Source organism: Frigoribacterium salinisoli, assembly GCF_054781095.1.
This window is the reverse complement of the sequence record NZ_BAAGVB010000005.1, coordinates 38,255-51,115: the sequence shown is the minus strand read 5'-3', so window position 1 is coordinate 51,115 and position 12,861 is coordinate 38,255. Positions and strand designations below refer to the sequence as shown.

At 73.3% G+C, this 12,861-nt stretch carries 12 protein-coding genes; 10 read left to right on the top strand and 2 right to left on the bottom strand.

Going from position 1 to position 12,861, the window contains the following annotated elements; translation table 11 throughout:
• The first annotated feature begins 83 nt into the window (after positions 1-83).
• The 4 genes from ACYVHQ_RS11835 to ACYVHQ_RS11820 all read left to right on the top strand — a co-directional run bounded on the left by ACYVHQ_RS11835 (position 84) and on the right by ACYVHQ_RS11820 (position 2,944).
• On the top strand, positions 84-608 hold the full coding sequence (locus ACYVHQ_RS11835; RefSeq protein ID WP_460513282.1) for a MarR family winged helix-turn-helix transcriptional regulator: 525 nt from the start codon (positions 84-86) through the stop codon (positions 606-608).
• Between the two features lie 71 nt (positions 609-679).
• Positions 680-1,171, top strand: coding sequence for an SRPBCC family protein (locus tag ACYVHQ_RS11830; protein WP_460513279.1), 492 nt, complete (start codon positions 680-682; stop codon positions 1,169-1,171).
• A gap of 187 nt (positions 1,172-1,358) precedes the next feature.
• On the top strand, positions 1,359-2,333 hold the full coding sequence (locus ACYVHQ_RS11825; RefSeq protein ID WP_460513277.1) for a D-isomer specific 2-hydroxyacid dehydrogenase family protein: 975 nt from the start codon (positions 1,359-1,361) through the stop codon (positions 2,331-2,333).
• Positions 2,334-2,335: 2 nt separating this feature from the next.
• A complete protein-coding gene (locus ACYVHQ_RS11820) occupies positions 2,336-2,944 on the top strand; it encodes a hypothetical protein (RefSeq protein ID WP_460513275.1) in 609 nt (202 codons plus the stop codon).
• A gap of 53 nt (positions 2,945-2,997) precedes the next feature.
• On the opposite strand, the gene ACYVHQ_RS11815 is transcribed toward ACYVHQ_RS11820, so the two are convergent.
• Positions 2,998-3,471, bottom strand: a complete 474-nt coding sequence (locus tag ACYVHQ_RS11815) for a hypothetical protein (protein WP_460513273.1) — start codon at positions 3,469-3,471, stop codon at positions 2,998-3,000.
• Between the two features lie 202 nt (positions 3,472-3,673).
• Complete coding sequence (locus ACYVHQ_RS11810; RefSeq protein WP_460513271.1) at positions 3,674-4,684, bottom strand: AraC family transcriptional regulator; 1,011 nt, start codon at positions 4,682-4,684, stop codon at positions 3,674-3,676.
• A gap of 218 nt (positions 4,685-4,902) precedes the next feature.
• Between ACYVHQ_RS11810 and ACYVHQ_RS11805 the strand changes: the two genes are divergently transcribed.
• The 6 genes from ACYVHQ_RS11805 to ACYVHQ_RS11780 all read left to right on the top strand — a co-directional run bounded on the left by ACYVHQ_RS11805 (position 4,903) and on the right by ACYVHQ_RS11780 (position 12,664).
• Positions 4,903-6,171 (top strand): FAD-binding protein, encoded by a 1,269-nt coding sequence (locus tag ACYVHQ_RS11805; protein ID WP_460513269.1) that lies wholly within the window; start codon positions 4,903-4,905, stop codon positions 6,169-6,171.
• Positions 6,168-7,094 carry an aldose 1-epimerase family protein gene (locus tag ACYVHQ_RS11800; RefSeq protein ID WP_460513267.1) on the top strand — a complete coding sequence of 309 codons (927 nt, stop codon included), beginning with the start codon at positions 6,168-6,170 and terminating at the stop codon, positions 7,092-7,094. The genes ACYVHQ_RS11805 and ACYVHQ_RS11800 overlap by 4 nt, the downstream gene beginning before the upstream one ends.
• A 419-nt stretch (positions 7,095-7,513) precedes the next feature.
• Positions 7,514-8,635 carry a multiple monosaccharide ABC transporter substrate-binding protein gene (gene chvE, locus ACYVHQ_RS11795; RefSeq protein WP_460513265.1) on the top strand — a complete coding sequence of 374 codons (1,122 nt, stop codon included), beginning with the start codon at positions 7,514-7,516 and terminating at the stop codon, positions 8,633-8,635.
• A gap of 129 nt (positions 8,636-8,764) precedes the next feature.
• Entirely contained in the window at positions 8,765-10,294 is a 1,530-nt protein-coding gene (gene mmsA / locus ACYVHQ_RS11790; protein WP_460513581.1) for a multiple monosaccharide ABC transporter ATP-binding protein, read from the top strand.
• Positions 10,281-11,531 (top strand): multiple monosaccharide ABC transporter permease, encoded by a 1,251-nt coding sequence (gene mmsB, locus ACYVHQ_RS11785; RefSeq protein ID WP_460513263.1) that lies wholly within the window; start codon positions 10,281-10,283, stop codon positions 11,529-11,531. Before mmsA ends, mmsB begins: the two co-directional genes overlap by 14 nt.
• Positions 11,532-11,683: 152 nt before the next feature.
• A complete protein-coding gene (locus ACYVHQ_RS11780) occupies positions 11,684-12,664 on the top strand; it encodes a LacI family DNA-binding transcriptional regulator (RefSeq protein WP_460513579.1) in 981 nt (326 codons plus the stop codon).
• The last annotated feature ends 197 nt before the right edge of the window (positions 12,665-12,861 follow it).

Below are 12,861 nucleotides of genomic sequence, written 5' to 3'. Positions count from 1 at the left end.
GTGACAAGTGCCTCGACCAGTGAGATGCTTGATGGACGAACGGCACGCACGGAAGCGTCCCGTACCACCCGCGAGGAGCGCACATGAGCAGCACCGTCCCCCCATCGGCCGTCGACGATCCGACCGGGGCCCCTGCCCCGTCCCTCGCGGGCCCGGCACCGGACCAGCTGGGGGCGGTCGCCGAGCTGATGGACGCCTTCGGCTCCGCGCAGCTGCGGGCCGAGGCGCTCCTGAAGGGCGTCGCGGCCCACCACGACATCAGCGTCTCGGACCTCCGCAGCCTCTACTTCGTGCGCGAGTACGACGCCCCGACGCCCAAGCAGATCAGCGCCTACCTCGACCTCTCGTCGGGGGCGACGACGGCCCTCACCGACCGCATGGTCGCCGCCGGGTACCTCGAGCGCATCGCGCACCCCACCGACCGCCGCAGCAGCGTGCTGCGCCTGGCACCCGCCGGCGCGGCGATCCTCGCCGAGGAGGTCCAGTTCTACCTCGAGGTGTTCTCCGACGTGGTCGGCCCGTCGAGCGTCCCGGCCTTCACCTCGGCGCTGCGCGCGCTCGTGTCCGCCTTCGAGCTGCACGCGGCACGGCGCTTCGGCGACGACTGACGCCGACGCCGACGCCGACGCCGACGCTCGACGCTCGACGACCGACGCCCGTGGCGTGCCACGATGGGCGCGTGCCCGTCGTCGAGTCCCGCTGCGTCGTCCCGGTCGAGCCCTGGGTCGCGTTCGCGGTCTCGCAGGTGCAGGGGCCCCTCCGTCGTCGCTGGGACCCCTTCATCCGGCGGCAGCACCTGCTCGACGGGGCGACCGTGCCGGCCAAGGGCGTGCGGACGGACACCGTCCAGCGCTTCGGGTTCCGCATGGTGAGCGAGTACGTCTCGTACGCGCCCCCGACGAACGTCGGCATGAAGATGACGGAGGGGTCCTGGTTCTTCGAGCGCATGGGCGGCGGCTGGCGCTTCACGCCGGTCGAGGGCGAGCCCGGCAGCACGCTCGCCGTGTGGCGCTACAACTTCACCTGTCGGCCGCGCTGGCTGGCCCCGCTCGCCGAGCGGATCGGCGTCGTCGTCCTGCAGCGCGACATCGACCGCCGCATCCGCGGCTTCGCCCGGGGCTGCACCGACCCCGTCGTGCTCGAGCACGTGGGGGCGGGGCCCTCGACCTGACGCGCGGCCGGGCCGGGGAGGTGCGAAGGAGCCCCGCGTCGCCGTTGACCCGGGGCGCCTCCACGTCCGCGGCGCGAGCGCTGCACGGACGCGTCCCAGGATGGCACCCCCCTCCCAGGGGGTCGGAAGACCTGAGGGGGCATCGTGATCTGATCGAGACCCGGTCGTCGCGCCTACCGTGGCCCGCATGAGCACCCTCGCCGTCACCGTCCTGCCCGCCCTCGACCCGGACGCCCCGGGGACCGCCGCCGACCAGGGCGCCTGGGGCTGGCCTCCCGCGCGGCGTGCCCTCGAGGCCGCCGGCGCGCGCGAGGTCGCGCTCGGCGACGAGACCGAGCTGCTCGTCGTCGCGGGCGGCGTCGAGCAGGACGACCTCCGGCGCGCGATCGAGGACCACCCGGCGATCCGCCTCGTGCAGCTGCCCAGCGCGGGCATCGACTCCTACCTCGAGACCCTCCGGGCGACGCAGCGCGACGGCCTCGTCGTCACCAGCGCCAAGGGGGCCTACAGCGCCCCCGTCGCCGAGCACGCCCTCGCCCTCGTGCTCGCGACGCTGCGCCAGCTGCAGGTGCGCGCCCGGGCGACGTCGTGGGAGGACGAGCAGCGCGGCCTGAGCCTGAACGGCCGACGCGTGACCATCGTGGGCGCCGGCGGCATCGGCAGCGAGCTGCTGCGCCTGCTGCAGCCCTTCGACGTGCACGTCACCATGGTCCGCCGCAAGCAGGAGGCCGTGCCCGGCGCCGACAGGACCGTCCGGGCGGACGAGCTCGACGACGTGCTGCCCGAGACCGACGTCCTCGTCGTCGCGGCCGCGCTCACCGAGGGCACCACGAGCCTCCTGGGCGCGCGCGCGTTCGGGCTGCTCCCCGACGACGCCGTCCTCGTCAACATCGCGCGGGGCGGCCTCGTCGACACCGACGCGCTCGTCGACGCCCTCGCCGCGGGACGCCTCGGCGGCGCCGGGCTCGACGTCACGGACCCCGAGCCGCTGCCCGACGGCCACCCGCTGTGGACCGAGCCGCGGGCGCTCGTCACGCCGCACCAGGCCAACACCGACGCCATGACCGAGCCGCTCTTCGAGGCGCGCGTCCGGGCCAACGTCGAGGCGCTCGCCGAGGGGCGCGAGCCCGAGGGCGTCGTCGACGTCGAGCAGGGGTACTGAGCGTGCCGGGCAGGAGGCTCGAGGACCGCTTCGAGGGTCGCATCGCCGGGTTCGGCACCACGTCGGGCACGCGCGTCGTCGTGGGCATGTGGGAGGACTCCCCGCTCGGCCGCTTCGCCGACGTGATGGTCGAGGACCGGGCCGGCCACCGCCTCCTGCTGGCGCCGAGCGAGGCGGTCGCCGACTACGTGTCGTCCACGTACTCGTTCGACGAGGTGCGGGTCGTGCCGGTGTCGTGGCGGAAGGTCGACGGGGGGCTGGCCGTGGAGGCGGGCGCCCTGCACCTCCGGCTGACGGTCGGGCGTGTCTCGTGGCTGGGCGTGCTGCTGCGGCTCGTGCCCGCGGGGATCGCCACCCGGCCGGGGTGGCTGCGCCTGATCGACCCGGTCGCGCGGGTGCTCGTCCGGGGTGCCCGCACGGCCGGCTCGGCCGGCGGTGGCCGCCGCGAGCACTACGGCGTGACGCTGGCGCGGCACCTCACCGCGGTCGCGGCCTCGGACGCCGGACGCGACCTCGGCGGGCTCGCCCGGCTGTGGCCGCCGGTGCGCTTCGGGTTCGGGTCGGCGCCGCCCGCGCCGAGCCTCGTCGACGTGGTGACGACCATCCGCTGAGGGTCGGGCCTCGGGCGGGCGTCGGCCGAGCCGGGGGCGGGTCGGCCCGGTGGTCAGGCCGAGGCGGCGCTGCGGTAGCGCGCGGGCACCGGGGGCACGCGCACCCAGGCGGTGCGGCGGACCCCGTCGCGGGCCTCCCACTCGACGAAGACGGTGCCCAGCTCGACCAGGCGCGGCAGCTCGACGGGGGTCGCGATGCCGATCGCGGCGTCGGTGGGCAGGCGCTCCGCCGTGCGGGTCGCGCCGCCGGGCAGGTCGACGACGACGCGACGCGGACGCGATCCGCCCACGCTGCGCAGCACCAGGCAGGTGCCGAGGGGCGTCGTCGGGTCCGTGCCGTCGTTCGGCAGCAGCAGGTACGACAGGAAGAACCGGGGCGCGCGCCGGCGCGACAGGGGCCGTTCGCGCAGGAGGCGCACGCCGGTCGGTCGTGCGCGCTCGGTCGGGTGCGGGGCGCCCGCCGCGATCCGCGCGCCGCTCGCTGCCGTGCCGTCCATGTCGTCCCCCGCGTCCCCTGGCCGGACCATCCTGACACGGTCACGGTGCCGCACGGGTCTCGTCCGTGCCGCCGCTCCAGCCTGCCCCGACGACGGCCGGGGGACAACGACCCCCTTCGGGGGACCGGGACCCGGCCGGACGCCGCGCGGCGGCTCGGGAGCCCCGCCCGGCCGGGTGCGCGAGCCGCCGCGCGGGTGTCGGACGGCGCGCCGTGGCGGCGCGCGGGGCGCGTCAGCGCGGAGGGGGACCGGGGCGGCGCAGGGTGTCGGTGGGGTGCTCGCCCCAGCGCTCCTGGTACGTGCCGGCGAAGCGGCCCAGGTGGGCGAAGCCCCAGCGGCGGGCGACGTCCGAGACGAGCACGTCGCCGGGCGACGCGGCGAGCAGCTCCTCCCGGACCCGCTCGAGCCGCACCCCGCGGAGGTACCGGGTGGGCGTGACGCCGAGCGTCCGGCGGAACGCCTGCTGGAGCCCGCGGACGCTGAGCCCGGCGGCGGCGGCGGCCTCGTCCGTGCCCACGGGCAGGTGCGCGTGCTCACGGAGGAACTCGGCGGCCGCACGGACCGCGCGGTGGGCGAGCACGCCTCCTGCGGGGTCCGCGTCGTCGGCGAACGTCGTGAGCAGAGCGACGCCCGCGAGCCGGGCCAGCTCGAGGCGGAGCAGCGGCGACGGCGTCGTGACGGCGTGCAGGGAGGTCGCGACCTCCGCGACGGTCGCGCGCCAGCCGGCCAGGGCGGCGGGCGACGGGCGCACGGTGTGGTCGAGGCGGAGCGTGCCGACGGGACCCACGGCGAGCTCGTCGGCCAAGGACTGCACGAACCCCCGGTCGAGGTGCACGAGGCTCATCTCGACGTCGCTGAGCTCGTAGCCGAACCGGCGCTCGGAGGGGAACAGCCACGGCTGCCGGGGGACCACGGCGACGTCGCTGCGGCCGCGGTCGACCGTGCCGACGCCGCGCCGGGTCCAGGCCACGACGTGGTCGCCCTCGCCGTGGGCCGTCCCGCGCACGGCCGCCGTGAAGCGCGTGGTGCGCAGGGTCATCGTCGCATCGCCGAGGGCCGTGTGCGCCCAGGAGAGGTCGCCCTCGCCCGGGGACACGGCCAGGTCGGCGCCGTAACCGGCCTCGAAGACGGCCATGGCCTCGTCGACGTCGGTGCCGGCGACCTGGAACCGCACGAGGTCGGTCGGTGCGGACGGCGACGAGGGGGAGGGGGCCGTGGAGCGGGCGTGGCTGGTCGTGGGCACGTCGCACCTCCTGGGCCGTCGGGGTCCGGGACGGTCCACCGTCGATCGTCCCCCGGGGGACGCCGGCGCGCAAGGCCGCGCGGTCCCGGGTGCGCCCGGCGGACGAGCGGTGCCGGGCCACGGCGACGAGTGGCGCCACGGCGCCGGAGACGGCAGAGTTGACCCTGGCGATGTGAGCGCTCACCCCGTTCCCCCGCCGCCCGAGCCGAAGGAGCCTCATGCACAACTGGGCCGAGAACGTCGAGTACTCGACGTCGGACCTCCGCCGCCCGACGACCGTCGACGAGGTGCAGCGCCTCGTGACGAGCGCCCCCCGCGTCAAGGCGCTGGGCTCGCGGCACTCGTTCAACGACGCGGCCGACACCGACGGCGTGCAGATCGCGCTCGACGCGCTCGACCTGCCGATCGAGCTCGTGCCTGCCGCGGACGGTGAGGACGTCGGCGTCCGCGTCGGCGCGGGCGTCACCCACGCCCGCCTCGCGGAGCGCCTGCAGGCCGAGGGCCGGGCGCTCGCGAACCTGGCCTCGCTGCCGCACATCTCGGTCGCCGGTGCCGTCTCGACCGGCACGCACGGCTCCGGCGTCGGCAACCCCGCGCTCTCGGCCGCCGTGCGCAGCGTCGAGATCGTCCGCGCCGACGGCACGCTCGAGACCGTCCGACGGGGCGACCCCCGCTTCGACGCGACCGTCGTCGGCGTCGGCGCCCTCGGCGTCGTCGTCGCGCTGACGCTCGACACGCTGCCCACCTTCGACGTGGCGCAGACGGTCTACGAGGGCATCGGCTGGGACGCCGCGCTCGGCTCCTTCGACGACCTCGTCGCCAGCGCCTACAGCGTGAGCCTCTTCACGGGGTGGACCGGCGACGAGGTCGCCCAGGTGTGGCACAAGGCCCGCGTGGGGGACGCGCCGGGCCTGGACCCGGCCTCGCTGGGCGGGCGCGCCTCCGGCGTCCCCCTGCACCCGCTGCCCGACGTGGCGGCCGACGCGGTCACCCAGCAGCTCGGCGTGCCCGGGCCCTGGCTCGAGCGCCTGCCGCACTTCCGGGCCGACTTCACCCCCAGCAACGGTGCCGAGATCCAGAGCGAGTACCTCGTGCCCGCCGAGCACGCCCCGGCCGCGATCGAGGCGCTGCGCGCGGTGGCGGACCGCTTCGCGCACCTGCTCTTCGTCGGCGAGATCCGCACGATGGCGCCCGACGCGGGCTGGCTGAGCCCGAGCGGCGGGCGGCAGAGCGTCGCCTTCCACTTCACCTGGCAGCGCCGGGCCGACGAGGTGCTGGCCGCGCTGCCGCACGTCGAGGAGGCCCTCGCCCCGTTCGACCCGCGCCCGCACTGGGGCAAGGTGTCGACCTTCGGGCGCGACGAGATGCGCCGGGCGTACCCCCGGCTCGACGAGTTCGCGGCGCACGCCGCGGACGTGGACCCCGACGGCCGGTTCCGCAACGCGTTCCTCGCGCGGACCGTCCTCGGCGGAGAGGACCAGGCATGAGCAGCGACAGCACCCCCGTCACCGGTCGCCCGGCGACCCTGCGCCACGGCGACTACGAGGCCGAGATCGCCGGCATCGGGGCCAGCCTCCGCGTGCTGCGCCACGCGGGGCGCGACCTCGTGCGTCCGTTCGCGGTCGACGCGGTGCGGCCCGTCTTCGCGGGCGCCCTCCTGGCGCCGTGGCCGAACCGGATCGTCGACGGCCGGTACGCCTTCGAGGGCGGTGAGCACCAGCTCGCGCTGAGCGAGCCCGACCGCGGTCACGCCCTGCACGGCCTGCTCGGCTGGGCCGAGTGGGAGCACGTGGCCCACGACGAGGCGTCGACGACGTTCGTCGCCGAGATCGCCCCGAGCGACGGGTACCCGCACCGCGTCGCCGTCGAGGCCACCTTCGAGCTCGGCGACGGCGGCCTCACGACGACCGTCTCCGCGACGAACGTGGGCTCGTCCCGCGCGCCCTGGGGCGTCGCGCCCCACCCGTACCTCGTGGCGGGGGAGGGGCACGTCGACGACTGGACCCTCACGATGCCCGCCGGGCGCTACCTCGAGGTCACCGACGACCGCCTGGCGCCGCTGGGCCTCCGCGACGTCACGATGCGCGACGGCTTCGACTTCCGGCAGGGCCGCGTCGTCGGCGGCACGTTCGTCGACCACGCCTTCACGGGCCTCGAGCCGGGTGCAGGAGGCGCGGTGCACGTCGACGTCACCGCTCCCGACGGGCGCGGCGTGCGGATGTCCTTCGGCCCCGAGCTGCCCTGGGTGCAGGTGCACACCGCGGACCGCCCCGAGCCGGAGCTGGACCGCACGGGCCTGGCCGTCGAGCCCATGACCTGCCCGCCCGACGCCTTCAACTCGGGCGTCGACCTCGTCGTGCTCGAGCCGGGCGCCTCGCACGTCGCCAGCTGGACGATCTCGGCCCTCTGACGCGACCACCACCGACCGGGGGCGCCGCGCGTCCACGGGGGCGGAACGCTCCGTCCGTCCCCCGAAGACGTGACCGTTCACATCACGACTTGACACGTTCCTGCACAGAGCGCATGATGAACCGTCGCGTTCGGATGTGAGCGCTCACACGGATCGTTCCCGCTGACGAAGAGGTCGCCATGAACCAGCTCTCCGACTCCCCTCCCGCAGGTCCCCGACGCCTGCGCGGGCCCTCGGGCGCGCCGCGGTCCTGACCGCCCGGCGGTCCTGACCGCCCCACCGACCCCGGCACCGGTGCACCAGCGCCCGCCGGACCCGCGCCGCCGCCCCCGGGCGAGCGCCGCCAGCAGCACCACTCCCTGCACCACCATCCGTCATCGACGACGTCGTCGAGGTGACACGGACAGAAGGAACACACAGTGAACAAGCGCAAGCTCCTCGTCGGCGCCGCAGCCGTCGGACTCACGATCTCCCTCGCCGCCTGCTCCGGCGGTCGCGGCGGCGACGCCGGCGGCGGCGACTCCGGCTCGACCGACGGCGCGCTCATCGGCGTGGCCATGCCCACCAAGGTCTCCGAGCGCTGGATCAAGGACGGCGACGCCGTCAAGAGCGCCCTCGAGGAGAAGGGCTACCAGGTCGACCTCGAGTACGGCGACAACAAGATCCCCACGCAGGTCCAGCAGGTCAGCAACATGATCACCAAGGGTGCGAAGGTCCTCATCATCGCCTCGATCGACGGTGGCTCGCTGAGCGACCAGCTCGACGCCGCCGAGGCCGCCGGCATCGACGTCATCTCGTACGACCGCCTCCTGACCGGCAACGAGAACGTCGACTACTACGTGTCGTTCGACAACTACAAGGTCGGCGTCGACCAGGGCACGAGCCTCCTCACGGGACTCGGCCTCATCGACGAGTCCGGCGAGAAGGTCGACGGTGCGGAGCCCAAGACCATCGAGGTCTTCGCCGGCAGCTCGGACGACAACAACGCGCAGTTCTTCTTCAACGGCGCCATGGACACCCTGAAGCCCTTCCTCGAGGACGGCTCGCTCACCATCGGCTCCGGCCAGGACCAGTTCACGCAGGCTGCCACGCAGCAGTGGGACCCGGCCAAGGCCAAGGACCGCATGCAGAACATCATCGCGTCGACCTACTCGGGCGGCACCAAGGTCGACGGCGTGCTGTCGCCCTACGACGGCATCTCGATCGGCATCATCTCGGCCCTCGAGGGCGCCGGCTACAGCTCGTCCGACCTCCCGGTGATCACCGGCCAGGACGCCGAGGCGGCCTCGGTCAAGTCGATCATCAACGACCAGCAGTACTCGACCATCTACAAGGACACGCGTCAGCTCGCCGACCAGTCGGTGGTCATGGCCGACGACATCCTCAAGGGCGAGACGCCCGAGACGAACGACGACAAGACGTACGACAACGGCGAGAAGGTCGTCCCGACGTACCTCTTCCAGCCCACCATCGTCACCAAGGACAACTACCAGGAAGTCCTGATCGACAGCGGCTACTACACCGAGGACGACCTCAAGTAGGTCCCCTCCACCGGGCCGGAGCAGCGTGCCACCTCAGCACGCGGCTCCGGCCCGCCCCCTGGTCGCGCCCTCGCGCGACCGCACGTCACCGAAGGAAGAAGGCACCACGTGGCGGACACCATCCTCGAGATGCGTGACATCACCAAGACGTTCCCCGGCGTGAAGGCCCTCCAGGACGTCACGCTCGAGGTCGAGCGCGGTCAGGTCCACGCCATCTGCGGCGAGAACGGCGCCGGCAAGTCGACCCTCATGAAGGTCCTGTCCGGGGTCTACCCGAGCGGGTCGTTCGACGGGCAGATCATGCTCGACGGCCAGCCCGTCGACTTCAAGAACATCAACGACTCCGAGGCCGCGGGCGTGGTGATCATCCACCAGGAGCTCGCGCTCAGCCCCTTCCTGTCGATCGCCGAGAACATCTACCTCGGCAACGAGCAGTCGAAGGGCGGGTTCATCGACTGGAACAAGACCAACCTCGACGCGGCCCAGCTGCTCGCCCGGGTCGGCCTGCGCGACAACCCCGTCACGAAGATCACCGACATCGGCGTGGGCAAGCAGCAGCTCGTCGAGATCGCGAAGGCGCTGTCGAAGCGCGTCAAGCTGCTGATCCTGGACGAGCCGACCGCGGCGCTCAACGACGACGACTCGGCGCACCTGCTCGACCTCATCAAGAGCCTGCAGGGCCAGGGCATCACGTCGATCATCATCAGCCACAAGCTGAACGAGATCAAGGCGATCGCCGACAAGGTCACCATCATCCGCGACGGCCGGACCATCGAGACGCTCGACATGCACGCCGGCGAGGTCTCCGAGGACCGCATCATCAAGGGCATGGTCGGTCGCGACCTCGAGAGCCGCTACCCCGAGCACGAGTCGAAGGTCGGCGAGGAGCTCCTGCGCATCGAGGACTGGACCGTCCATCACCCGCTCGACCCGTCGCGCGAGATCATCCACCAGGCCAACCTCCACGTGAAGGCTGGCGAGATCGTCGGCATCGCGGGCCTCATGGGCGCGGGCCGCACGGAGCTCGCCATGAGCGTCTTCGGCCACAGCTACGGCACCGGCATCTCGGGCACCGTCTACAAGCGCGGCGAGCCGATCAAGACCAACACGGTCTCGGCCGCCATCTCGCACGGCCTCGCCTACGCCACCGAGGACCGCAAGCGCTACGGGCTCAACCTCATCGACGACATCCAGCGCAACGTCTCGGGCTCGGCCCTGGGCAAGCTCGCCAGGTGGGGCTTCGTCAACCGGTCCGAAGAGGCGACGGTCGCCGAGCGGTACCGCGGGAGCATGAACATCAAGGCCCCGACGGTGGCCTCGATCACGGGCAAGCTCTCCGGCGGCAACCAGCAGAAGGTCGTGCTGTCCAAGTGGATGTACACCGACCCCGACGTGCTGATCCTCGACGAGCCCACCCGTGGCATCGACGTGGGCGCCAAGTACGAGATCTACACGATCATCAACCAGCTCGCGGACCAGGGCAAGGGCGTCATCGTCATCTCCTCGGAGCTGCCCGAGCTGCTCGGCATCTGCGACCGCATCTACACCCTGTCGGAGGGGCGCATCACGGCTGACGTGCCCATCGCCGACGCCACCCCGGAACACCTCCTGAAGTACATGACCCTCGAACGAGAGGCCCCCGTCGATGAGCGCGCCTGACTCCGTCAAGACGACCCAGACCCTGCCCGACCAGCGCCCGCCGCGCAGCAGCCAGAAGGGCGGCATCGCCTCGGCGTTCGGCTACCTCACCAGCCAGCTGCGCCAGGTCGGCCTGTTCCTCGCCCTCATCGTCATCGTCCTGTTCTTCCAGGTCACGACCGACGGCATCACGCTGGCGCCGATCAACGTCTCGAACCTGATCGTCCAGAACAGCTACATCCTGATCCTCGCGATCGGCATGGTCATGGTGATCATCGCCGGCCACATCGACCTCTCCGTCGGTTCGGTCGTCGCCTTCACGGGCGCCATGGCCGGCGTCATGATCACGCAGTGGGGCCTGCCCTGGCCGCTCGCCGTCGTGCTCTGCCTCGTGCTCGGCGCCCTGGTCGGGGCGTGGCAGGGCTTCTGGATCGCGTACTTCGGGATCCCCGCGTTCATCGTGACCCTGGCGGGCATGCTCGCCTTCCGCGGTGCAGCGCAGATCGCCCTGCAGAACCAGCAGATCTCGCCCTTCCCGGACGGCTTCCGCTCCATCGGCTCCGGGTTCCTCCCCTCGTTCGGCGAGACCGGCTACGAGCCGCTCACGCTCGTGCTCGGCGCCATCGCCGCGATCGTGCTCGTCGCGTCCGGCCTGCGCGGCCGCGCCGTGCGTCGCAAGTACCAGCTCGAGGACGAGCCCTTCGCCTGGTTCGTGCTCAAGCTCGCCTTCACGGTCGCGCTGATCATGTACATCGGGTTCCTGCTCGCCAGCTACTCGGGCACCCCGATCGTGCTCGTCGTCCTCGCCGTGCTCGTCGTCGTCTACTCCACCGTGATGAAGAACAGCGTCTTCGGCCGCCACGTCTACGCCATCGGCGGCAACCTGCACGCCGCCGAGCTCTCGGGCATCAAGACCAAGCGCGTGACGTTCCTGCTCTTCGTCAACATGGGCGTCCTCGCCGCCCTCGCCGGCGTCGTCTTCACGGGCCAGCTCAACCTGGCCAGCCCCAGCGCCGGCAACGGCTTCGAGCTCGACGCCATCGCCGCCGTGTTCATCGGTGGTGCGGCCGTCACCGGCGGCATCGGCACCGTCACCGGAGCCATCGTCGGTGGCCTCATCATCGGCATCCTGAACAACGGCATGTCGATCCTCGGCGTCGGCACCGAGTACCAGTCCCTCATCAAGGGCCTCGTGCTCCTCGCCGCGGTCGCGTTCGACGTCTTCAACAAGCGTCGCGCCGGCTCCTCCGTGAAGTAGGCAGCACCGACCGAGGGCACCGGCAGGAGGCGCGACGCGCGTCCGGCCGGTGCCCTCGGTCGTCCCCGGCCCGACCCCCCGACGGGCGGGACCCCCTCCGCCGGCGGCGTGCGCGCCTCCTGCCCGACCCTAGGATCGTCACCGTGGCGACCATGTTCGACGTCGCGTCCGCGGCGGGCGTCTCGCACCAGACGGTGTCGCGGGTCGTCAACGGCGACCCCTCGGTCCGCCCCGCGACGAAGGCCAAGGTCGACGCCGCCATCCAGCGGCTCGCCTACCGCCCGAGCGCCGCGGCCCGCGCCCTCGCGAGCCGGCGCACGCGCACCCTCGGCCTCATCAGCACCGGGTTCCCGCTGTACGGCCCGTCGAGCACCATGCACGGCTTCAACGGTGCGGCGCGCGCCGCCGGGTACCAGGTGTCGATGGCCACCCTCGACGCCTCGGACGCCGCCGGACTGCGCCCTGCGGTCGACGCGCTGCTCGGCCAGGACGTCGCCGCCCTCGTCGTGGTCGCGGCCGACGCGGGCACGCTCGCCGCCGTCGCCGCCCTCGACCCCGCCGTGCCGCTCGTCGTCGCCGACGCGCTGGACGAGCCGGGCCGGCACGCGGTGTCGATCGACCAGGCGCTCGGCGCGCGGCTCGTCGTCGAGCACCTGCACGGACTGGGCCACCGGTCCATCGCCCACGTGGCCGGGCCGGCCCCGTGGACCGACGCCTGCGAACGCCGTCGCGGCTGGGCCGAGGCCTGCGCCGAGCTGGGCGTGGACGCGAGCGTCGAGCTCGCGGGGGACTGGAGCGCGGCCTCCGGCCACCGCCTCGGGCTCGAGCTGGCCCGTCGCGGCGACGTCACCGCGGTCTTCTGCGCCAACGACCAGATGGCGATGGGCGTCGTGCACGCCTTCGCCGACGAGGGCGTGCGGGTCCCCGCCGACGTGAGCGTCGTGGGCTTCGACGACCTGCCCGAGGCCGCGCACGTGGTGCCGCCCCTCACGAGCGTGCGGCAGGACTTCGAGGCGCTGGGCCGCCGCATCATGACGGTCGTGGAGGCGCTGCTGGCCGGCGAGGACGTCCCCGCCGTCGTCGAGCGGCCCGAGCTCGTCGTGCGGACCTCGTCGGGCCCTCCCCGCCCCTGACGCGGCCCGCCCTGCCCGGCCGCTGCCCCGCCTCCTGCTGTCTCGGCACCGCGGGGCCAGCTCGGCACCGCGCACGTCCGCGGTGCCGAGCGGACTCCGCGGTGCCGTCGTCCGGCGCTGCCGCGTCGCCGCGTCGCCCGCCGTCGTGTTGCCCAGGAGGCCCGCACCTGACAGGATGTGAGCGCTCACTCAGACCG